20 protein-coding genes are annotated in these 20,410 nt (G+C 64.2%); 14 read left to right on the forward strand and 6 right to left on the reverse strand.

All coding sequences use genetic code 11. The features are described 5' to 3' along the window. The first annotated feature begins 129 nt into the window (after positions 1 to 129). The gene (locus ACVWW1_RS24715; RefSeq protein WP_456657742.1) at positions 130 to 621 is read left to right on the forward strand and encodes a hypothetical protein; all 492 of its coding nucleotides are present in this window, start codon (positions 130 to 132) and stop codon (positions 619 to 621) included. Positions 622 to 642: 21 nt separating this feature from the next. On the opposite strand, the gene ACVWW1_RS24720 is transcribed toward ACVWW1_RS24715, so the two are convergent. Next, positions 643 to 1,356 carry a DJ-1/PfpI family protein gene (locus tag ACVWW1_RS24720; protein WP_456657743.1) on the reverse strand — a complete coding sequence of 238 codons (714 nt, stop codon included), beginning with the start codon at positions 1,354 to 1,356 and terminating at the stop codon, positions 643 to 645. Positions 1,357 to 1,420: 64 nt separating this feature from the next. On the opposite strand from ACVWW1_RS24720, the gene ACVWW1_RS24725 reads away from it, so the two are divergent. Beyond that, on the forward strand, positions 1,421 to 2,416 hold the full coding sequence (locus ACVWW1_RS24725) for a GlxA family transcriptional regulator (RefSeq protein WP_456657744.1): 996 nt from the start codon (positions 1,421 to 1,423) through the stop codon (positions 2,414 to 2,416). 57 nt (positions 2,417 to 2,473) lie between these two features. Here the strand turns inward: ACVWW1_RS24725 and ACVWW1_RS24730 are convergent, their stop codons facing one another. Next, positions 2,474 to 3,022, reverse strand: a complete 549-nt coding sequence (locus tag ACVWW1_RS24730; RefSeq protein WP_456657745.1) for a carboxymuconolactone decarboxylase family protein — start codon at positions 3,020 to 3,022, stop codon at positions 2,474 to 2,476. A gap of 194 nt (positions 3,023 to 3,216) precedes the next feature. Continuing rightward, complete coding sequence (locus ACVWW1_RS24735; protein WP_456660668.1) at positions 3,217 to 4,131, reverse strand: LysR family transcriptional regulator; 915 nt, start codon at positions 4,129 to 4,131, stop codon at positions 3,217 to 3,219. Between the two features lie 115 nt (positions 4,132 to 4,246). Here ACVWW1_RS24735 and ACVWW1_RS24740 point away from each other — a divergent pair, with 115 nt between their 5' ends. The 3 genes from ACVWW1_RS24740 to rnk all read left to right on the forward strand — a co-directional run bounded on the left by ACVWW1_RS24740 (position 4,247) and on the right by rnk (position 6,078). Further along, complete coding sequence (locus ACVWW1_RS24740) at positions 4,247 to 4,813, forward strand: chromate transporter (RefSeq protein WP_176529149.1); 567 nt, start codon at positions 4,247 to 4,249, stop codon at positions 4,811 to 4,813. Beyond that, entirely contained in the window at positions 4,810 to 5,340 is a 531-nt protein-coding gene (locus ACVWW1_RS24745; protein ID WP_456657746.1) for a chromate transporter, read from the forward strand. The genes ACVWW1_RS24740 and ACVWW1_RS24745 overlap by 4 nt, the downstream gene beginning before the upstream one ends. A 318-nt stretch (positions 5,341 to 5,658) precedes the next feature. After that, a complete protein-coding gene (gene rnk / locus ACVWW1_RS24750) occupies positions 5,659 to 6,078 on the forward strand; it encodes a nucleoside diphosphate kinase regulator (protein ID WP_456657747.1) in 420 nt (139 codons plus the stop codon). 357 nt (positions 6,079 to 6,435) lie between these two features. On the opposite strand, the gene ACVWW1_RS24755 is transcribed toward rnk, so the two are convergent. Then, a complete protein-coding gene (locus tag ACVWW1_RS24755; RefSeq protein ID WP_456657748.1) occupies positions 6,436 to 7,164 on the reverse strand; it encodes a sulfite exporter TauE/SafE family protein in 729 nt (242 codons plus the stop codon). A 140-nt stretch (positions 7,165 to 7,304) separates the two neighbouring features. Between ACVWW1_RS24755 and ACVWW1_RS24760 the strand changes: the two genes are divergently transcribed. Together ACVWW1_RS24760 and ACVWW1_RS24765 are read left to right on the forward strand one after the other, a co-directional pair. Further along, complete coding sequence (locus ACVWW1_RS24760) at positions 7,305 to 7,595, forward strand: hypothetical protein (RefSeq protein WP_456657749.1); 291 nt, start codon at positions 7,305 to 7,307, stop codon at positions 7,593 to 7,595. A gap of 260 nt (positions 7,596 to 7,855) precedes the next feature. Then, the gene (locus ACVWW1_RS24765) at positions 7,856 to 10,957 is read left to right on the forward strand and encodes an ATP-binding protein (protein WP_456657750.1); all 3,102 of its coding nucleotides are present in this window, start codon (positions 7,856 to 7,858) and stop codon (positions 10,955 to 10,957) included. A 71-nt stretch (positions 10,958 to 11,028) separates the two neighbouring features. On the opposite strand, the gene ACVWW1_RS24770 is transcribed toward ACVWW1_RS24765, so the two are convergent. Continuing rightward, a complete protein-coding gene (locus ACVWW1_RS24770; protein WP_456657751.1) occupies positions 11,029 to 12,093 on the reverse strand; it encodes a ketopantoate reductase family protein in 1,065 nt (354 codons plus the stop codon). A 121-nt stretch (positions 12,094 to 12,214) separates the two neighbouring features. Between ACVWW1_RS24770 and ACVWW1_RS24775 the strand changes: the two genes are divergently transcribed. The 6 genes from ACVWW1_RS24775 to ACVWW1_RS24800 all read left to right on the forward strand — a co-directional run bounded on the left by ACVWW1_RS24775 (position 12,215) and on the right by ACVWW1_RS24800 (position 18,793). After that, positions 12,215 to 13,441 (forward strand): TetR/AcrR family transcriptional regulator, encoded by a 1,227-nt coding sequence (locus ACVWW1_RS24775; protein WP_456657752.1) that lies wholly within the window; start codon positions 12,215 to 12,217, stop codon positions 13,439 to 13,441. Between the two features lie 300 nt (positions 13,442 to 13,741). Next, positions 13,742 to 14,980 (forward strand): branched-chain amino acid ABC transporter substrate-binding protein, encoded by a 1,239-nt coding sequence (locus tag ACVWW1_RS24780; protein ID WP_456657753.1) that lies wholly within the window; start codon positions 13,742 to 13,744, stop codon positions 14,978 to 14,980. A gap of 135 nt (positions 14,981 to 15,115) precedes the next feature. After that, complete coding sequence (locus ACVWW1_RS24785) at positions 15,116 to 16,063, forward strand: branched-chain amino acid ABC transporter permease (protein WP_456657754.1); 948 nt, start codon at positions 15,116 to 15,118, stop codon at positions 16,061 to 16,063. After that, a complete protein-coding gene (locus ACVWW1_RS24790) occupies positions 16,060 to 17,352 on the forward strand; it encodes a branched-chain amino acid ABC transporter permease (protein ID WP_456657755.1) in 1,293 nt (430 codons plus the stop codon). The genes ACVWW1_RS24785 and ACVWW1_RS24790 overlap by 4 nt, the downstream gene beginning before the upstream one ends. After that, positions 17,349 to 18,098, forward strand: a complete 750-nt coding sequence (locus ACVWW1_RS24795) for an ABC transporter ATP-binding protein (RefSeq protein ID WP_456657756.1) — start codon at positions 17,349 to 17,351, stop codon at positions 18,096 to 18,098. Before ACVWW1_RS24790 ends, ACVWW1_RS24795 begins: the two co-directional genes overlap by 4 nt. Beyond that, entirely contained in the window at positions 18,098 to 18,793 is a 696-nt protein-coding gene (locus ACVWW1_RS24800) for an ABC transporter ATP-binding protein (protein WP_229167925.1), read from the forward strand. Before ACVWW1_RS24795 ends, ACVWW1_RS24800 begins: the two co-directional genes overlap by 1 nt. Position 18,794: 1 nt before the next feature. Here ACVWW1_RS24800 and ACVWW1_RS24805 read toward each other — a convergent pair whose 3' ends face one another. Further along, on the reverse strand, positions 18,795 to 19,709 hold the full coding sequence (locus tag ACVWW1_RS24805; protein ID WP_092123839.1) for a LysR family transcriptional regulator: 915 nt from the start codon (positions 19,707 to 19,709) through the stop codon (positions 18,795 to 18,797). Between the two features lie 68 nt (positions 19,710 to 19,777). On the opposite strand from ACVWW1_RS24805, the gene ACVWW1_RS24810 reads away from it, so the two are divergent. Further along, complete coding sequence (locus tag ACVWW1_RS24810) at positions 19,778 to 20,395, forward strand: GNAT family N-acetyltransferase (RefSeq protein ID WP_456657757.1); 618 nt, start codon at positions 19,778 to 19,780, stop codon at positions 20,393 to 20,395. The last annotated feature ends 15 nt before the right edge of the window (positions 20,396 to 20,410 follow it).

Below are 20,410 nucleotides of genomic sequence, written 5' to 3' on the forward strand. Positions count from 1 at the left end.
CGCCCTGCCCTATGCGCGCACCGGCCTCACGTGAAGTTGCGGGATCGCGTGTGAACGGCATCACCCATTCAGGTCACAAGGCGTGCTAGCGATTCCGCGCCGCGGAAAGCGCAGATACAGGAGACGGGAATGAGACTTGGAATGAGACTTGGCCGATTGACGATCCTCGCATGTTCATTGTCGCTGGCCTCAACCGCCGTGTGGGCCGCGCCCGCGACCACGTCCGGCTCGGTCGCGCTGGCACTCGCAGGCGTGGTGGCGCCCTATTCGCCCCTGCCGGCCAAGGAGAAGAAGGCGGTCGCCGCGTTCTTTGGCGGCAACAGCAATGTTCGCTATGCCAGGAAGATCACCGTCACCGCCGACAAGGTCGTCTGCCGCGCCAGCAATGTCGACATCACCTCGCGCTCCTGCGCGCTGACCTTCGGCAGCAGGACCCACACCGTGAAGGGCAGCGAGGCCAACGCGATCTACGCGACCGTGGCGCTGGCCGGCGTGCCGCCCGACGGTGCCGCAGGCACGATCTACGAGGCGCTGTCGAAACTGTCCTGCACGCTCGATCCAAAGGTGATCAAGGACAAGGCCGGCGGCGGCGCCGACTGCACTTTCGAGCCGGGAAATTAGAGCGCACCTGAAGCGCGGCTCTCAATCTCCCTGCACCACGACACCCAGCCTGGCGGCCACGCGGCGTGCGGTCTCCTCCCGCTGCGCCGTGATCGCGCGCACGGCCTCGCGCGACTGCTGCAGGATCTCGGGTGGCGCGGTCTCCGGCGTGCCGCAGTCGAACGGCGGCTCCGGCGCATACACCATATAGAGCTGGATCGCGCGCGCGGCATCGTCGCCGCGCAATTCGGCGGCGAGCCGCAAGGCCCCATCGATGCCTGCCGTGATTCCGGCAGCGAAGACAAAGCTTCCGTCCACCACCACGCGTTGGTTCACGGGCGTAGCGCCGAAGAACGGCAGCAGATGAAACGACGCCCAATGCGTCGTCGCCCTGCGCCCCTTCAGAAGGCCGGCCGCGCCGCAGATCAGCGCACCCGTGCAAACCGAGAAGATGCGGCATGCCCCCGCCGCCTGCCGGCTGATCCAGCCGAGCACTTCGGCGTCCTCCATCAAGGCTTGCTGACCGAAGCCGCCCGGCACATGCAGCACATCGAGCGGCGGTGCATCGGCCAGCGTCGCATCTGGTGTCAGCCGCAATCCCTTGATGTCGCGGACGGGCTCGGCGGTCTTGCCGTAGATGCGGTAGGTCGAATTCGGAATCCGCGACAGCACCTCGAACGGCCCGGTCAAGTCGATTTGATCGACGCCTTCGAACAGCAGTGATCCGATCCGCAAGTGGACATCATGAGCAATCATCGAACTTCCCTCAAACTTCGCTTGAACTATGGACAAAGCGAATCTAGCGCGGCACGTTTCGGCGATGACGCCAACCAGCCCACGTTTCTCGCCAAAAGATCGCCGCCTGATCGAAGTGCTGGCCTATCCGGCGGTGCAATTGCTCGATGTCACCGGGCCATTGCAGGTGTTCGCATCCGCCAACGCGCTGGCGGCCAGGGCAGGCAATGCCGAGCCTTATGAGGTCCGCGTCGTCGCCAAGGATGGGCCCACGATCGAAGCATCGGCCGGCGTCGGGCTCGCGGTGCACCCGCTGCCCGCCATCAGCACTGCGGTCGACACGCTGGTGATTCCGGGCGGCGACGGCGTCAACGCAGCGGCGGCCGATCGCGTCCTGGTGGACTGGGTGCGCGGACGCGCCGGGCAAGCACGCCGCACCGCATCGGTCTGCACCGGTGCGTTCCTGCTCGCCGCGTCGGGCGTTCTCGATGGCCGTCGAGCCGCGACCCACTGGCAATTCTGTTCGGAACTCGCAGAGCGCTTTCCCGATGTTCGTGTCGAGTCCGATCCGATCTTCGTTCGCGACGGATCGTTCTGGACGTCGGCCGGCGTCACGTCCGGCATCGATCTCGCGCTCGCACTGCTGGAGGAAGACCTCGGCCGCGCGGCGGCGCTTGCCGTCGCCCGCTATCTCGTGGTGTTCTTCAAGCGGCCGGGCGGACAGGCGCAGTTCAGCGAAATCCTGTCGCTGCAAACGACCGACGACAGGTTCGGCGCGCTGCATGACTGGATCAGCGGCCATCTGGCCGACGACCTCTCGCTTTCGACATTGGCGAAACAGGCCGGCATGAGCGAGCGCAGCTTCAGCCGGCACTACGCTGATGCAACCGGGTTGACGCCGGCCCGCGCGATCGAGCGGTTGCGGGTCGAGGGCGCCCGGCACCTGCTCTCGGAGACGCGCTTGCCGGTCAAGCGAATCTCGCAGCGCTGCGGCTTCGGATCCGAGGAGACGATGCGCCGCAGCTTCCTGCGCGTGCTGTCGACCACACCGCAGGATTACCGCGCCAGATTTGCGCGCTGAAGCGCACGCCGGCCACGCGGCCGGCGTGCAAGCGATTAGCGCCCTGGCGAGAACCCGTCAGCCATTCCAGGCATGCGCCTGCAATCCCGGCTCCAGCGGCGGATTGGTCACGCTGCCGGTGTAGTTGGTGATGGTCGATGCCGCCACGATGGTGATCACCTCGAGCACGAGGTCCTTGTAGAACCCGGCCGCCAGGAATCGTTCGATCTCCTCGTCGTCGAGCCGCCCGCGCTTTTCGATCAGCGATCTCGCCAACGTCGAGAGCGCGCCGAGGGTCTTGTCGGCGGGCGAGCGGCCGGCACGCATCGCGTCGACGTCAGCCGGATCGAGACCGGCCTGCAGGCCGAGCGCGGAATGCAGTGCGACCGCCCAGGTGCAGCCATTGGTCACCGCATCGGTGAGCAGCACGGTCTGGATCTGCTGCTCGGTGAAGCTGCCGCTGTGAACCTTGTCGAAGACGCCGATGAAGCTCTGGATCAGCACCGGTGACGTCGCCATCGTCGCGGCGAGGTTAGGGATCATGCCAAACCGCGCCTCGACGTCACGCAGGCCCGCCTTCGAGGCTTCGGGGGCGGAGTCAAGCGTATGGACGGGGAAACGTGCCATTGAACTGCCTTTCGCTGTCGTGATTGAACCCGAGGCCGCCGGACACAACTGAGCTGTTGCGATCGACGCACCGGCATCAGAGTTCGATGGGAGCTATCTAGCCGCGCCCGGACGCGCGCGTTCGCCAAACTCCCCACATTCCACGCCATCCGCGGGGCCTGCGCTGACGCTCGGCTACGTCGCGCGACACTGCCTCAAACGGCGGCCCGGTCCTTCACCCGCCGCGTCACGATCCCGAGCAAGCGGCCGAGCGTGCCGGCGGCGGGGCCCTTCTTGCGGGCCAGCGCGAGCGGCGCGACCAGGCCGGTGGCGCGGTCGAGCCGGAGATAGGACACGCCTGCGGTCTCCAGCCGCGCCATCGATTCCGGCACGATCGAAATGCCGAGCCCGGCCGCCACGAGGCTCAGCGTCGACACCATCCGCGTCGCCTCCTGCGCCACTTTCGGGCTGAAGCCCGCCGCGCGGCAGGCGGCGATGATGCTGTCGTAGAGGCCGGGCCCGGTCGGACGGCGATAGAGGATCAGCGGCTCGTCGGCGAGCGCGGCCAGCGAAATCCGCCGGCGCGTGTCCTTGCGGGCGCGCGGATGATGGTCGGGCAACGCGACCAGCATCTCCTCGTCGAGCAGATGCGTGATCGTGAGGTTCTCCAGCCGCTCGCTCGGCGAACGCACGAATGCGGCATCGAGCCGGTCGGCCTCGACCGCCTCGATCAGCTCGCCGGTCGAGGCCTCTTCCAGAGACAGCGTGATCGCCGGCGCGCGCTCGCGCATTTCGCGCATCACGCCGGTGACGAAGGGATGGAAGGCGGCCGACGAGGTGAAGCCGATCGCGAGTTGGCCCTCCTGGCCTCGGCTCGCGCGGCGCGCGGCTTCCACCGCGAGCTCGGTGTCGCGCAGGATCGCGCGCGCCTTGCCGACGAAGGCGCGGCCGGCGGCGGTCAGCTCGACCCCGCGCGGCTGCCGGCGAAACAGCGGCGCGCCGATCGCGGCTTCCAGCGCGCGGATCTGCTGGCTCAGCGGCGGCTGCTGGATGCCAAGGCGCGCGGCGGCGCGGGTGATGTGACCCTCGTCGGCGACCGCGACGGCATAGCGGAGATGGCGCAGCTCGATCATCAGGCGATCCATATGCAATAGATATGCAAATTCCCTTATCCATATATTGGATATTTGGCACGCGGCCAACTAGAGTCGGTTCAACAACGAACGAACCGGAGCCGCCCCGCCGATGGACGCCATACCCGCCGCACAGACCGCCAAGCATGACGCACCTGATGTCGGCGAGTTGTTCATGGGCTTCTTCATTCTCGGACTGACCGGTTTCGGCGGCGTGCTGCCGCTGGCGCGCCACATGATGGTGGAGAAGCGCGGCTGGCTGACCGGCGCTGAGTTCACCGACCTGCTCGGGCTCTGCCAGTTCCTGCCCGGCGGCAACATCATCAACATGTCGGTGGCGGTCGGGCTGAAGTTTCGCGGCATTCCCGGTGCGTTCGCTTCGATCCTCGGCCTGATCGCGGTGCCGACCGCGGTCGTGATCGGGCTCGGCGTGATCTATGGCCGCTTCGCCGACGACCCGGTGGTGCGTCATCTGTTCGGCGGCCTCGCCGCCGCGGCAGCCGGGCTCCTGATCTCCACCGCGATCAAGATCGCCTGGCCGTTGCGCCGCGATGTGCTCGGCCTCGTCATCGGCGCGCTCTGCGTGCTGGCGATCGCGGTGTTCAGATTGCCGCTGCTGCCGACGCTATTGACGCTCGCGCCGCTGAGCATTCTCCTCAGATCGAGGCAGGCGTCATGACCGGAACCCTGATCACGCTCGCACTGATCTTCGCCGAGCTCTCGCTGCTCGCCTTCGGCGGCGGCAACACCATCCTGCCTGAGATGCAGCGCCAGGTGGTCGATATCCATCACTGGATGACGGCGCAGGATTTCGGCGCGCTGTTCGCGCTGGCGCAGGCCGCACCGGGACCGAACATGATGGTGGTCCCGCTGGTCGGCTGGCACGTCGCCGGCTTCCCGGGCGTACTGGTGACCTCGCTCGCCAAGTTCGGGCCGTCGTCGCTCGTCACCGGCTTCGCGCTTCGGCTCTGGGAACGCTTCAAGGACCGGCCGTGGCGCCGCACAGTGCAGGCCGGGCTCGTTCCGGTCACCGCCGGCCTCGTCACCGCCAGCGCCATCGTCATCACCCATGCTTCCGCCTCGAGCTGGGGTACTGTCCTGATCGCGGCAATGGTCGCGATCGCCACCACCACGACCCGCATCCATCCGCTGCTCGCGCTCGCCGCCGGTGCGGTGCTCGGCCTCACCGGCATCGGCCAGCCCTGACGCCAGGCTGTTGCTGCGATGGCGCGACGTTCCACCCGGCGCGTGCGCGCTTTCGCCGCAATGGATGCGACGTCGCGAGCGGCTATGTTGATGATGCCATGATCGACATGTTGAGCATCGACACTCGCATTGCGCGCCTCGGTTTGCGCGCTGGACGTCTGCACGCAGGCACTTAGCCGGCCGGCGATCGCGCGCCGTCCGGATTCTCGACATCGTCAAAATCATAACATCATCAAAATCATTCGGCCCGTCGCATCGCGCGAGACATCCGCGCGCCGGCGTCGCCGCGCCCGCGATCAACCGCAAAGATCATCCGACATGACCCGAACCATTCAGAACGACTTTACTGCTCCTGCATTGCCGCCGATCGTCATCACCGCGAGCGAGGCGCATCGCCTCAGCGCGTTGGCCGATTCCAGCATGGCAGTGTTTCCGCGCGTGGCCCAGTTCCTTGCCCGCGAGACCGACCGGGCCCGGGTCGTCGCCGACGATGCCGAACTGCCCGACGTGGTCCGCATGGGCTCGCGCGTGCGCTACCGCGACGACGAGACCGGCGACGTCAGGGAGGTCGTGCTGGTGTATCCGCACGAAGCCGACATCGCGCTGCGGCGCATCTCGGTGCTGACGCCGGTCGGCGCCGCGCTGATCGGGCTTTCAGTCGGCCAGACGATCGATTTCCAGACGCCGAGCCACCAGACCCGCGCGGTGACGATTCTGGCCGTGAAGCAGCAGAGCTAGCGGCCTACGCCGCCAGACCACACTGCCCTATCTCCAGCCCGTGCCTGCGCCCGCGCGCGATGCCCTCGGCGATCGCCTTCACGACGATCTCGGCATCATCGGGCGAAAGCTGGTCGAGCGGCTGCCAGGCGCGCGCATGATGTCCCGCGCGCGATCCAGATCGCCATAGATTGCAAGAAGAGGAAGCGTTTTGATCGGCATGTCCGTGGCTCCCAACCGCAACTGCGCGAGCCTACCTCAGCTGGGTAGGCGGAGCCATGCGTTCGGCAGTCGCGGTTCTGCACTTTGCTGATCACCGATGCATGGCGAGAAGCCAGCAACTGGCTGCCATTGTAACTAGAGGCGCGACTGGCGTAGCTACAACACCAGCAACAGTCCCGAAACCAGCAAGATCCCGAGAATAATTCGCCGGAACAGCGCGTCATCGACGCAGCGAAAGACAAAAAGCCCGAGCGCCGTTCCTGCGAGGAGTGCCGGGGCGCTGATGGCGAAGTCAACCAGCACCTTCGTCGACAGATCTCTTCGGATCAGCATAAGACCAAGTGCGAATATCTGCATGGCGGCGATGAAGGGCTGAACCATTCCACGCTGCTCGGTTTTTGGCACGCCGTGAATGTCACACCATATGGTCGGTATTGCACCCGGCATTGCCGTCAACCCGCCGACAAAGCCTCCGCCGAAGCCGATCAATGCATTACGGCTCGCATTCATCTGCAAGCGATGAGAAAGCACCGGGCGGAATAACGTGTAGGCCGCATAGCAGGCGACGGCGAGACCAAAGCTCTCTCTGAAGATCCGCGCGTCTGCAGCTTGCAGCAACCAGACGGCGATCGGAACGCCAAGTAATCCGCCGACCACCAGTGCGGAGCTCTGTTTCCAGCGGATGCTTTTTCTCAAGGCCCAAAGACCCGTGGCTTGCACGGTGATGCTGCAGGCCATCATCAGCGGGACCGCCTCCAGTGGTGGGAGAGCGTGAAGCAGAATCGCGCCGGCCACCGCCGAAAAGGCAAAACCCGCGAGGCCCGAGACGAAAGCGCCGCAAAACACAGCGATGCTCAGCTGGCAAAACGACGCGATGTCACCCATGAGCTAACCCTTTCGGTTCGCAAAATCCGGGAAAACGACGTGGCGATCAGTCCGTGGATGACAGTCCCGGCGGCTCGGGCGCCACCCCGGCATCGCTCTGGCGGGTCGAAGTCAACATCGTGGCTGCAAGGATGTGCACAATGACAAAGCAGATGGCGATCGTTGCCAGCAGCGCATTCTCGCTCGGTGCCGAAACCCGAAGCTTGCGTCCGGACGACTTCTCACTGACCGACATTGTCATGACCTCCAACATCGTATCGCGAGGCAAACTGGTGCCACCTATTGTCGATCAGGTGACGATACTGCCGAAGGGTGCGCTCTGCCTGCGGCCGTCGCGAATGGTGGAGCGCCTGAAGGAGGCGCCCAAACCAGCCCTCTTTTCGGGAAAAACTCGTGGAGGCGACGGAAAACAACGTATCGCTTCCGGTTGAAGCCCTGCCGTCAAACAATGGTACGGCCGCTGCCGCGATCGACTGAAACATCTTGCGAAACAACAACCCATAGAACACGCGGGTGAGACGCCGCGCCTTTTCCTCCAAGCGCATGACACGAGCACCTTGTGTGAGTGGCTGGATACGGCTGGAAGTATCGAACGCCACGCCACGCCACGCTTTAACGCGAGCTTAATTTGTTCTTATCGTTTCCTTGATTTTGAAGGGTTTGCTTGCTTTCGGGCCGGTGTACCGGTTGAATGCCCGCCTCGCGCACTTCCGAAGGCATTGTTTTGCTGTATTTATTTGACGAGTTCGTTCTCGACACCGACCAGCGGGAATTGCGCCGTGACGGACGTCCGATCCCGTTGCAGCCTCAGGTTTTTGACCTCCTCGCGTATCTTGTCCGCCACCGCACCCGGGTGGTGACCAAGGACGATCTGATCAGTGCAATCTGGGGCGGGCGCATCGTCTCGGAGTCAGCGCTCACCACCCGCATCAACGCAGCCCGTACGGGAATAGGCGATTCCGGCGAGGCGCAACGGCTAATCAAGACCTTGCCGCGCAAAGGCGTCCGCTTTGTCGGCACGGTGCGGGAAGCACCCCGGGAGGTTGCGAACGCGGTCGTACCTCTGAAGGCCGAGACCTCCACCCTGGTGGTCGGCCGGACAGCCTCCTTCGAGACGATCGACCGGATGACGCGGCATGTATTGTCCGGCAACCGGCAGATGGCTTTTGTCACCGGAGAAGCCGGCATTGGCGAGGCGGCCTTCATCGCCAAGGCGATCGAGCAGCTGGCGGAACAGGGCTTCGATCAGCTCTATGGGCGCTGCACTGAACGATTCGGAACGGACGAAGTCTTTCTTCCACTCATCGATGCACTGGTGAACCGTTATCGCGCAAACGGTCCGGAATTGATTTCGGCCGTTCGCGCGCACGCCCCGACCTGGATACTGCAATTGCCAGGCGCCATCGACGCATCGGAACGCGCGGCTTTCCAGGATGAAGTGTTCGGCGCGACGCGCGAGCGGATGCTGCGCGAATTTTGCGATCTTCTGGAAGCGCTGAGCACCGGCCGCCCCTGGGTCCTTGTTCTCGAAGATCTGCATTGGAGCGACTTCGCGACGCTCGACGTACTGTCTCGCTTCGCGCGCGGAAACGGCAAGGCGCGCGTGCTGGTGCTCTGCTCCTATCGTCCGGCCGATAGTTCCGCCGGCGGACATCCTATCCGTCGCCTGCACCGGGATCTCGAGATCCATGGATACTGCAGCGAACTGCGGCTCGATCGCTTGTCGCGTTCGGAGGTCGAGCGTTACCTGGCATTGCGCTTCGACGACGAGGAACTTGCGTCCAGCCTGTCAAGACCCGTGTTCGAGCGAACGCTGGGACATCCCTTGTTTGTTGCCTCGCTGCTCAAGCACCTGATCGACCAGGAGTCGATCGTCGAAATCGACGGCAGATGGCGCCTGGCCTCACAGGCGGCATTCACGCAAGATCGCATTCCAGACAGCCTCCTCAACATGATCGGCCACGAGCTCGATCGCCTCACCGATAACGAGCGGCGTCTACTCGATGTCGCCAGCGTTGCCGGCGAAGAATTTTCTGCGGCCCTCGTTGCGGCCGGCTTGTCCGACGATGCGATCGACGTTGAAAGGGACATCGAAGCGTCGATCCGGAAAGATCAAATCCTCGTTCGTTCGGGCGTTTCCGAGTGGCCCGATGGGACATATTCGGGCTCCTACGCCTTTCGTCACATTCTCTATCAGAATATCATTTACCAGAATTTGCCGCCGGGGCACCGCGCGCAGACGCACAAGCGCTTGGGCAAGAGGCTGGAGGAGGCCTATGCCGGCCGCACCCCTGAAATAGCGCCCGCGCTCGCACTTCACTTTGAGCAGGGTCGCGACTTTCCGAGCGCGTTGCGCTACCTCCGGGAAGCGGCAAAGAGCTCGACGAAACGCCTCGGCCATGCGGAGGCCGCAAGCTATCTCACCCGCGCGCTCGGCATACTTGATCGTTTCGATGCTGCCGACAAATTTTCGACCCGCGTCGCTCTCTTGCGGGAGCGGAGCTGGGCGCTTCGCTCGTGCGGCGACCTCGCCGGCTCGATCCGTGATTTGCGCGACATGATTGCCTGCGCCGAACAGGCCGGCGAGATCAAGCAACAGCTCAACGGCCTCACGGCTGTGAGCAGTCTCTGCTTGCGCGTGGATCGCCACGCCTGCCTTGAGGCCGCTGACGATGTGCTGTCGCGAAGCCAGACGCTTGCGGACGACACATTCAAGGCTCTGGTCCAGGGCAGCAGCGCGAGCGTCAACCTGTTCCTCAACGGCTGGCGCAAACAGGACGCCACGCTCTGCGACAGGGCGATCGAGCTGAGTGCGAATGCCACGAACTATGGCGTCTTGATCAGGCGCAATGGAATATCCGGTATCGTTGATTGCTGGAGGTCGCGGTACCAGGAATGCCGCCGCGCCGGCACCGAAGGAAAGCGGTTGGCGCGGCTAGCCGGCGACGTTTACACTTTTGTTCTGTTCAACGTTCTTGAATCCATCGCGCTCATTCATCTGGGCGAATGGCGGGAATTGCGGCGTGAAATCACGGCCGGCCTCGAACTGGCCGTCAGGAACGCGAACGGCCCCGGCAGCGCATTATGCCGGCTGACGCTTGCATGGTTGCATGTCGAAGCGATGGACTTTGATGGAGCCCGGGAGCTCTGCGAAAGTGTCGACGACAGTCTATTGGTCGGCGATCAGTCGACGTACTTCCACAAGCGGGCCGTCCTTGCGAAGGCCTATGTCGGCCTGAACGATCCGTCGGGAGCGCGCAGGCAATTCGACGATATTGAGCGCCGCAGGCAGGAAGAAGGCATCGATATCGAATTTACCGCCGCGACGCAGGTGTATCATTGCCTCGGCGAATATTATCTGCAGGTTGACGACTTTACGCAGGCTCAGAGCTGTGCGCGCCAGCTCCACGACTATGTGGCTACGGCCCCGGATCTCAATCACCTGGCCCAGGCCCACGGACTGCTCGCGCGGACTGCGCTTGCCTTGGGCGATTCCGCGGAGGCTCGGTTGCACCTGTCCCGCGCGCTGGAGATCGTCGACAGTGCCGACTTCCCGATTGCCTCCTGGCGGGTGTACCGCACGGCCGCCGAGATCTTCGCGAAGTACGGAGACGTCGACAGGGCGGCGACGTATCGCATGCGATTTGTCGAGACCATCCGAACCCTCGCGCATAATTTCGAACCCGAGGATCGGCTGCACAAGAGCTTGCTCGCGGTGCTGGCAACGCGAACAGCGCAGCTCGAAGCGATGACCGCGCTGCCTTCGCGGCCCCAGCAAAATCAACGAAGCTGATCGATATCCCGTCGCTCATGACGGTCGGGTTGCAGGTTCGAGCCCTGCCCCGCCGTCAACGCGCGTTCCTGTTACGCGGCGCCCGAGCCGCCCTGCACGATCTTCTCGTTCAGCTTCTGATCGACGGTCTCCACGGTGCGGTCGATCTCGGCGCTCGGCGTGCCGAGCTGATGCGAGATCAGCTTCACCAGCAGATCGACGCGCTCGATGAAGGGCGCGCCGGCGGCGACCGCGCGGGCCGCCGAGGACGGCTTGAGCAGGCTTTCGGCCGCCTTGGCGTATTTCGCGAACGGCACCTGATCGGCAGGGTCGGCGCCGAGCTTCCGCGCGATGGCGTCGACATGGTCATAGATCGCCTGCGAGCGCGTGAGATCACTGTGGACGGCGTCGCGGATCGATTGCGGCTCAGTCAGCGTGATGCAGCGATAATTGCCGGTCAGCAACATCGACCACTTCGCCAGCGGCACGAACAGCGAAGAAAACACTTTCAGCTTCACCGGAACGTCCTGGCCGTCAAGGGTCACCGCGTCGATGTCGGCTTCGAGCTCGCGTAGTACCTTGTTGTGCTTGTCGTCGGCGAAGGCGGAGGCCTTGAAGTTGGTCGGCAGGCCGACATGCAGCACGTTGGCCTTCTCCTCCGGCGGACGGAACGCCTGCGGATCCGGCGAGCAAAGCGTGACGAGGCCCGGCTCGAAGCGCTCCCAGACCTGGGCGTTGGTGTAGGCCTCCTCGAGGTCCATGCCGGCGAGCGCGGGGATCCGCTTCAGATACGGCAGCGGCGGCATGTTCATGATCGACAGGCAGGGCAGTTTCGCCGCCGCGATCTTGATCATCAGCACGCGAACCGTGTGGTTGGTGTATTGCGGCTCCTGCATCGCCAGGCCGACCATGTCGTAGCGCGACACGTCGACATCGGCGGGCGTAACGGCGTCGAGCTTGCCCGGCAGGTCGCGCGAGAAGATCGAGCGGTGCTCCTTCTCGTCACGCAGCTTGATGCGCACCTCGGTGCCGTCGCGGTTGATCAGGTCCGCAGTGTTCTTCCGGCACACCAGGGACACGTTGTGGCCCGCCATCAGAAGCTTGGTCCCCAGCAGGGAGCCGTAGGAAGCCCCAAGGATCAGAATGTTGCGCGCCATGCTCTCTCCAAAAGCCGCTGGTGTATGGTATACCAACGTCTATCGCAGATCGACAAGCTGCTGCCAAGGGGATTATCTCGCGTACGGATTTTCGTTCCGCGATCAGGAAGGGCATTCGAGCTTGCAAGTCGCCGCCGACCCGACGGATCGGGCTGAAGAAATCCTCCTCTCAGCTTCCCGGCTGTTTGCCCGCCACTCCTACGCGAACGTGACGATGGAGCAGGTCGCGGCGTCCGTGCGGGCCGTACCGGGCGCGCTGTACCACTATTTCCGCGACAAGGAAGATCTGATCTTCCACTGCTATCTGCGCGGCCTTGCGATCTATCGGCATGAGATTGAAACGGCGGCCGAGCCCGGCATCGACGGGCTCGAGATTATCAGACGCTTCGTGCGCGGCAGGCTGCGGTCTGAAGCCCAGCGCATGATTCTGTTCACTGACATCGATGCGCTTGCTGCGCCCTACAGCAGCGAAGTCCACGCCAAGCGCTGGCAGAATGCCGCGCGGCTTGCCGAAATTCTGGATCGGGGCGTAGCGGACGGCTCGATCGCCTGCGACGAACCGCTGCTCACGGCGGTGGCGCTCATCTCCATCCTGGACTGGGTGCCGTTCTGGCTGTCCGAACGCGACTACTACACGCGCCAGCAGGCGATCGATGCCATCGACGACATCATCACGCACGGCGTTTACCGGCGCGAGATCGCGGTTCCCGAGATGCCCGAACCGCTCAGCCTTGCCCCGTTCCTGGAATCTCGCGCGGCGTTGAACAAGCGGGCTGCAAAGTTCGACAGGATGCTTTCGATTGCCTCCGACAGCTTCAACCGCAGGGGCGCATCAGGCACGTCGCTCGAGAGCATCGCCGTGGATGCAGGCATGACCCGCGCCGGCATCTACTATCACTTCAGCGAAAAGGAGAGCCTGCTGCTGGCTTGCCTGCGACGCGGGCTCGCCGGCGAGATCAGCATTCGCGAGCACCTGCAGGACCAGCGCCTCGGCGCATTCGATCACATCGTGCAGAGGATCCGCTTGCTGTTGATGCTGCACGACACGCCCTGCGGCCCGAAGGCGACCTACCACAACATCAACTATCTCAACGACGTTGACCGGAAGGCCTATGTCGGTCAGGTGCTGGCGACGATCCGGCAGGACCAGGACAGCTATCAGCGCTGGATCGACGAGGGCCGCTTCCGCCGCATCGATACCTACTTCGCGGAGCGTATTCTGACCGGAATGGGCCACTGGTATCCGATCTGGTTCAAGACCACGCGTGACTGGTCTCCGACGCAGATTGCCGATCATTTCGCGCGGTTGCTTCTCTCGGGACTCAAGCCGCGCCGGCATCCGGCTTGAGCCGCCAATTCGCCTCCGGTTGCTTTAGCGATGCTGGAGCATCGGCCCGCCTATATGGAGGGGACGACATCGGTTCCAGATGGTGAGCCAGCATGCGAGCGCAGGCCTCATCCAAAAGTTTACCTGTAATTCAAAACAGTGACCAAATCCGAAGGCATATAGCCTATAACATGATACTACCTTGCGCTAAAACTTGACGCCATATTCAAAGCGAAAGTTGCGAAGGCGCGGCAATTGGGGTTATGAGACGGCCTCGATCGCTGAAGACCAATCAGAAACATGAGCAAGGGAGAACGCAGGATGCATAAGCTGATCGTTGCCGCCGCGGCAGCGCTGACGGTGTTGGGAGGCGCGGCGTCCGCGCAGGAATCCATCAAGATCGGCTATATCGATCCGCTCTCCGGCGGCGGCGCCAGCGTTGGCGAAGGCGGCCTGAAGACGTTTCAGTACCTCGCCGACGAATTGAACGCCAAGGGCGGCATCCTCGGCCACAAGGTCGAGATCGTCCCGCTCGACAACAAGACCAATCCGCAGGAAAGCCTGGTGCAGGCGCAGAAGGCGGTCGACGCCGGCATCCACTACATCACCCAGGGCAACGGCTCGTCGGTCGGTGCGGCGCTGGAAGATTTCGTCACCAAGAACAATTCGCGCAACCCCGGCAAGGAAGTGCTCTACTTCAACTACGCCGCGGTCGATCCGAGCATGACCAACGAGAAGTGCAGCTACTGGCATTTCCGCTGGGATGCGAACTCGGACATCAAGATGGCCGCGCTGACCAACTACATGAAGGGCCAGCCGTCGATCAAGAAGGTCTATCTGATCAACATGGACTACTCGTTCGGCCAGTCGGTGCGATCGGAAGCGCGCAAGATGCTGGGCGAAAAGCGGCCGGATATCCAGATCGTCGGCGACGAATTGCACCCGATGCTCAAGGTCACCGATTTCTCGCCCTACATCGCCAAGATCAAGGCGTCCGGCGCCGACACGGTCGTGACCGGCAATTGGGGACAGGACTTCGCGCTGCTGCTGAAGGCCGCGGCCGATGCCGGCCTCAAGGTCAACTGGTACACCTATTATGCCGGCGGCGCCGGTGGACCGACCGCGATCAAGCAGACCGGTCTCGACCACCAGGTGTTCCAGATCAGCGAGGGCATCCCCAACTCCGGCAACAAGGCGGCGATGGATTTCGAGAAGGACTTCCGCGCCAAGACCGGCATTTCCGTGTGGTATCCACGCGCCGTCAACGAGATGCGGATGTTCAAGGCCGCCGCCGAGAAGGCCAATTCGATCGATCCGGTGAAAGTCGCGGCCGCACTCGAGGGCATGAAGTTCGACGTGTTCGACGGCGGCGACGGCTTCATGCGCAAGGACGACCACCAGTTCTTCCAGCCGATCATCATCTCCTCGTTCGGAACGTTGGCCGACAAGGCCAAGGAGCCGTTCGACGAAGAGAACACCGGCTGGGGTTGGCACCCCGTCTCCAAGATCGACACCGATCAGACGATGCTTCCGACCACCTGCAACATGAAGCGGCCCTGATCGGCCGCTGCTAGGCGCCTCCGCGACCACAGGGTTGCGGAGGCGTTCACCTTCCGGCAGCGTCGTGGTGCCGTAGTTCATTTCATCGACAGGTTATTGATCACGTGAACCGTTCCAGTCTCAAGCGGGTGCGCCGTGGCTGAGCTCATCGTCATCTCGACGCTCAACGGCGTGCTGTTCGGCATGCTGTTGTTTCTGCTGTCCAGCGGACTCACCGTCATCTTCAGTATGATGGGCGTGCTCAACTTCGCGCATGCGAGCTTCTACATGCTGGGCGCGTTCTTCGGCTTTCAGCTCACCCGCTGGATCGGCTTTTGGCCGGCGCTGGTAATCGCACCGCTGCTGGTCGGCGTGGTCGGCATGGGCGTCGAGCGCTACGGCCTGCGCAACATCCACAAGCATGGCCATGTCGCCGAACTGCTGCTGACCTTCGGTCTCGCCTTCGCCATCGAGGAAATCGTCTCGATGATCTGGGGCAAGAGCCCGGTCGACTATCGGGTTCCGGCGGCACTCGACTTTCCGGCCTTCACCGTGTTCTCGACCAACTACCCCGCCTACAAGATCTTCATGCTGGTGGTCTCCGTCGTGATCTTCATCGCGCTCCTGGTCACGCTGAAGCGGACGCGGGTCGGCCTCATCGTGCAGGCCGCGCTGACTCATCCGAGCATGGTCGGCCATCTCGGCCACAATGTCGGCCGCGTGTTCATGCTGGTGTTCGGCGTCGGCAGCGCGCTGGCGGGTCTTGCGGGCGTCATCGCCGGGCCCTCGCTGGTGACCCAGTCCGACATGGCCGCGCTGCTCGGGCCGATCCTGTTCGTCGTCATCGTATTCGGCGGCCTCGGCTCGCTGCCCGGCGCCTTCATCGCTTCGCTCCTGATCGGGTTGATCCAGACCTTTGCGGTCGCGCTCAATGGTTCGCTCGCCAGCGTGTTCGGGCCGCTTGATCCGAGCCTCGGCGCCTCGCCGCTGACCGACATCTGGAACGTCACGATCGCGCAGATCGCGCCGATCCTGCCCTATCTGCTGCTGGTGCTGGTCCTGATCTTCCGCCCCATGGGCCTGCTGGGGACGCGCGAGTCATGACGAACGCTGTGACCCCCGCTCCCGCAGTGGCCAAAGAAGAGTCCGGCGGCGCCCTGAGCTTCTATGGCATCTGGCTGATCGCAGCCGCAGCGCTCGTCGTGCTGCCGCTGGTGTTCTCCTCCGGCGGCTCGCTGACCTCGTTCAGCCTGATCGGCATCGCGATCATCTTCGCACTGTCCTACAACATCCTGCTCGGCCAGACCGGGCTGCTGTCGTTCGGACATGCCGTGCAGTACGGCCTCGGCGGCTTCCTCGCCGTCCACGCCATGAACGCCGTCGCGAGCCACAACTGGCCGATCCCGTTGCCGGTGATCCCGCTGGTCGGCGGCATCGGCGGCATGGCCTTTGCTCTGGTGGTCGGCTGGGTGATGACCAAGCGCGCCGGCACCGTGTTTGCGATGATCTCGCTCGGCATCGGCGAGCTGGTCGCCTCGTCGTCGCTGATCCTGCGCAGCGTGTTCGGCGGCGAATCCGGCATCACCACCGACCGCACCTCGCTGATGCCGCTGTTCGGCTGGACCTTCGGGCCGCAGATTCAGGTCTACTACTTGATTGCGTTCTGGGTGATGGTCTCGGCGATCGCGATGTACGCGCTGACCCGCACCCCGCTCGGGCGCATCTGCAACGCGGTGCGCGACAATCCGGAGCGCGTCGAGTTCATCGGCTACGATCCGCATGTGGTGCGCTATCTCGCCTACATGTTCGCCGGCTTCTTCGCCGGCATCGCCGGCGGCCTCGCCGCGATCAATTTCGAGATCGCCAACTCCGCCTATCTCGGCGCGACGCAGTCGGGCCTCGTGCTGTTCGCAGCCTTCATCGGCGGCACCGCCTATTTCTTCGGTCCGATCCTCGGCGCCATCTTGGTGACGTACCTGCAGCTCGGGCTGACCAACGTCACCTCGGTCTGGCAGCTCTATTTCGGCATCATCTTCATCGCCATCGTGATGTTCGCACCGGGCGGCATCGCCGGCATCTTGATGAAGCACCGTCCGCTGATCCGCGCCGGAACGCTCGGCACGGTGATCCCGTCCTATCTGGTCGCGGCGATCCCGACGCTGGCGCTGGCGCTCGGCATCATCCTGACCATCGAGACCGTCGCGCGCTTCTCCGGCGGCGACGTCATCAAGCTGCTCGGCATTCCCTTCGCCGCCACGGCGCCGACGACCTGGGCGGCCGCCGCGATTCTCGTGGTCGGCGGCTTCCTGGTCGCACGCATCACCTGGCGGCGCGTCGCGGAAGCCTGGGATCGCGCCGCGACGGTGGCCCGTGATCGGGGGTATCTCGCATGACCGCTGCCATCGAAGTCAACGCCGTCGAGAAGAGCTTCGGCAATGTCGGCATCATCCGCGACCTCAATCTCAGCGTCGCCAAGGGCGAGCGTCACGCCATCATCGGCCCGAACGGCGCCGGCAAGTCGACCACGTTCAACCTGATCAGTGGCTACATCAAGCCAACCTCGGGCGAGATCCGGCTGAACGGTGAAGTCACCTCGGGATTGCGGCCGTTCGAGATCAACCGGCGCGGCCTGTCGCGCTCGTTCCAGGTCACCAACGTGTTCGCCCGCATGACTGTCTGGGAGAACGTCCGCTGCGCCGTGCTGTGGGCGACCGGCCACCGCTACGCGTTCTGGAAGAATGTCGACAACCTGCCCGAGGTGAAGCGACGCACCGCGCAGATACTCGACGACATCCATCTCAGCCATCGCCGCGACGTACCGGCGGGCTTGCTCACCTATGCCGAGCAGCGCGAGCTCGAGATCGGCATCACGATCGCGGGCGGCGCCAGCGTCATCATGCTGGACGAACCGACCGCGGGCATGAGCCATGCCGAGACCGAGCGCGCCGTCGCGCTGATCCGCCGCCTCACCGAAGGACGCACGCTCGTCATCGTCGAGCACGACATGAGCGTGGTGTTCGGCCTTGCCGACCGCATCTCGGTCTTGGTCTACGGCCACATCATCGCCTCCGGCACCCCGGAGGAGATCCGCGGCAATCCGAAGGTCAAGGAAGCCTATCTCGGCGAGGAGGTCGACTGATGCTCGAGGTCAGGAATCTCCACGCTTATTACGGCAAGAGCCACATCCTGCAGGGTGTCGATCTCGACATCGCCGCCGGCGAGGTCGTGAGCCTGCTCGGGCGCAACGGCGTCGGCCGCTCGACCACCGTCAAGGCGATCATGGGCGAGGTGCCGCCGCAGGGCACCATCCGCTTCAAGGGCAAGGACATCGCAGGCCTGCCGAGCCACAAGATCGCCCGCCTCGGCCTCGGCTATGTGCCGGAGCATCGCGACATCTTCCCGAGCCTGACGGTTCGCCAGAACCTGATCCTCGGCATCAAGGACCCGCGCCGCCCCGGCAAGTGGCGGCTGCAGGAGATGCTCGACATGTTTCCTAACCTCGCCCGCCGCGCCGACACGCCGGCCGGCGTGCTCTCGGGCGGCGAGAAGCAGATGCTGACCACCTGCCGCACCCTGCTCGGCGATCCCGAATTGATGATGATCGACGAGCCGACCGAAGGTCTGGCGCCGCTGATCGTGCAGCAGGTCGGCGAACTGATCGCGCGGATCGCCAAGGCCGGCGTCGCCATCCTGCTGGTCGAGCAGAAGCTGTCGATCGCGATGAAGATCTCGAACCGGGTCTACATCATGGGCCACGGCCGCGTCGTGTTCGAAGGCACGCCCGAGCAGCTCAAGGCGAATGCCGCCATCCGCGAGGAATGGCTGGAAGTGTGAGTCAGGCCGGAGCGCGGGCGGGCTTCCTGTATTCCGCGGTCTCGGCGCGAAGCAGGTCGCAGAATTCCAGCGCAAGACGGCTGCGCGGCCGTTGCGACGGAAACAGCAGCACGGTGGTAATCTCCAGCCGCGGCGTGAACGGCTTGAGCACGATCCGGGCGCTGGCAAAATCCCGCGCCACGACGGGATCGACGATCGAGAAGCCCAGCCCCTGCGCAACCAGCGCGCAGCGCTGCATGCTGTACTGAATCTCCGCCACCGTTCTGACCTCGGCCCCGGCGTCTTCGAAGGCGCGTTCGAGGCGCGATCGATGCGGCGCGCCCGGGGCTGCCGCGATCATCGCCTCGCCGTGCAGGTCTTTTGGCATGATCAACCGCTTGGACCGCAGTCGGTGCTGACGCGGCAGCACGCAGATGGCGTCGGTCGTCATCAGCAGTTCGTCGTCGACCGCTGCAAAGCCTGACTGGGGTCGCGCCAGCCCGACATCGCACTGGCCTGCAGCAACCAGACTCCAGACCCGTTCAGGGCTGTGCACGGCGACCGACAGCATGATGCCGGGGTTCTTCCTGGAGAACTTGCTGACGATCCGCGGCATCAACGAATAGGTGAATGCTGGAAGGCAGGCGATCCTCAGCGTCCCGCTGCCCCGCGCGCGAATGCCGCGCGCGGCACGCGCCAGATACTCCAGCCCGGCTTGGTTGCGCTCCACCTCATGCAGGAATATCTCGCCTTCCGGCGTCAACGTGACGCCGCCGCGCCCGCGTTCGAACAGCGCGAAGCCGATCTCGCGCTCCAGCCGCGCGATGGCGCGACTGACGAACGGCTGCCCGATCCGCAGGCTCAGGGCCGCCTTGGTGATTCCGTTGTGACGCACGACCTCGCGAAACAGGTCAACGTGTCTCGGATTCAGGGACATGACCAATCCGCATATGAACTGCCATTCCAGTCATTTGACGGCATGTTGGTTCGGTGCGTCAATAGGGCATGCAATTCGCAGACAGCCATGCCGCCTTGGCCACCGACCGCATCCTGCTGACCAGGATCCACTGTTCTGAGATCTCGCGGGTAAAGCCGCTCGGGGACGCCGGCATGCTTCGGCAGCTCGATCGCGGCGGCTCCGGCCAGGCGGCGGCCGCGCGCGTGGCAGCCACGCTGAGCTGCGCGAACGTCACGGCCGCGTTCGCGATCGAGGACGCCGGGTCAGGCGACATCATCGGCCTTACCGCTTTCGCGGCGCTCGAGCCGGAGGAGAAGCGGGCGACGCTTGCGCCGATCTGGAGCAGCGGACGATTGGACGAGGTCCTGCTCATCAGCCATGTCGCGCATCTCATGACGCGGTATGCCTTCGAGGTGCTCGCCGTCGAGCGGGCCGAGGTGCATCTGGATTGGCGCCTGCGGCGTACGCTCAAGCTCTACACCGGCCTCGGCTTCCGCTGCGAAGGGCGGCTTCGCGCCTATTTTGCTTGCGATGAAGGTCCATCCGCCGACGCTGCGGTCCTCAGCGTGGTACGCTCCGGATGGCCTGCCATCGCCGACCGGCAGCGCCGGCTCCTTGCCAACGAGGCGTGGTGCTGTCGGCTTCCGTCCGATCGTCCCCCATAGGGCCATGATGGGGAC

The sequence above is a fragment of the Bradyrhizobium sp. JR3.5 genome (assembly GCF_054057015.1).

Excerpts from the sequence above, each read along its gene's own strand:
- ACVWW1_RS24715 (WP_456657742.1), top strand. The coding sequence starts at position 130 with ATGAGACTTGGAATGAGACTTGGCCGATTGACGATCCTCGCATGTTCA.
- ACVWW1_RS24720 (WP_456657743.1), bottom strand. The coding sequence starts at position 1,356 with ATGATTGCTCATGATGTCCACTTGCGGATCGGATCACTGCTGTTCGAA.
- ACVWW1_RS24725 (WP_456657744.1), top strand. The coding sequence starts at position 1,421 with ATGACGCCAACCAGCCCACGTTTCTCGCCAAAAGATCGCCGCCTGATC.
- ACVWW1_RS24730 (WP_456657745.1), bottom strand. The coding sequence starts at position 3,022 with ATGGCACGTTTCCCCGTCCATACGCTTGACTCCGCCCCCGAAGCCTCG.
- ACVWW1_RS24740 (WP_176529149.1), top strand. The coding sequence starts at position 4,247 with ATGGACGCCATACCCGCCGCACAGACCGCCAAGCATGACGCACCTGAT.
- ACVWW1_RS24745 (WP_456657746.1), top strand. The coding sequence starts at position 4,810 with ATGACCGGAACCCTGATCACGCTCGCACTGATCTTCGCCGAGCTCTCG.
- rnk (WP_456657747.1), top strand. The coding sequence starts at position 5,659 with ATGACCCGAACCATTCAGAACGACTTTACTGCTCCTGCATTGCCGCCG.
- ACVWW1_RS24755 (WP_456657748.1), bottom strand. The coding sequence starts at position 7,164 with ATGGGTGACATCGCGTCGTTTTGCCAGCTGAGCATCGCTGTGTTTTGC.
- ACVWW1_RS24760 (WP_456657749.1), top strand. The coding sequence starts at position 7,305 with ATGACAAAGCAGATGGCGATCGTTGCCAGCAGCGCATTCTCGCTCGGT.
- ACVWW1_RS24765 (WP_456657750.1), top strand. The coding sequence starts at position 7,856 with ATGCCCGCCTCGCGCACTTCCGAAGGCATTGTTTTGCTGTATTTATTT.
- ACVWW1_RS24770 (WP_456657751.1), bottom strand. The coding sequence starts at position 12,093 with ATGGCGCGCAACATTCTGATCCTTGGGGCTTCCTACGGCTCCCTGCTG.
- ACVWW1_RS24780 (WP_456657753.1), top strand. The coding sequence starts at position 13,742 with ATGCATAAGCTGATCGTTGCCGCCGCGGCAGCGCTGACGGTGTTGGGA.
- ACVWW1_RS24790 (WP_456657755.1), top strand. The coding sequence starts at position 16,060 with ATGACGAACGCTGTGACCCCCGCTCCCGCAGTGGCCAAAGAAGAGTCC.
- ACVWW1_RS24795 (WP_456657756.1), top strand. The coding sequence starts at position 17,349 with ATGACCGCTGCCATCGAAGTCAACGCCGTCGAGAAGAGCTTCGGCAAT.
- ACVWW1_RS24800 (WP_229167925.1), top strand. The coding sequence starts at position 18,098 with ATGCTCGAGGTCAGGAATCTCCACGCTTATTACGGCAAGAGCCACATC.
- ACVWW1_RS24805 (WP_092123839.1), bottom strand. The coding sequence starts at position 19,709 with ATGTCCCTGAATCCGAGACACGTTGACCTGTTTCGCGAGGTCGTGCGT.
- ACVWW1_RS24810 (WP_456657757.1), top strand. The coding sequence starts at position 19,778 with ATGCAATTCGCAGACAGCCATGCCGCCTTGGCCACCGACCGCATCCTG.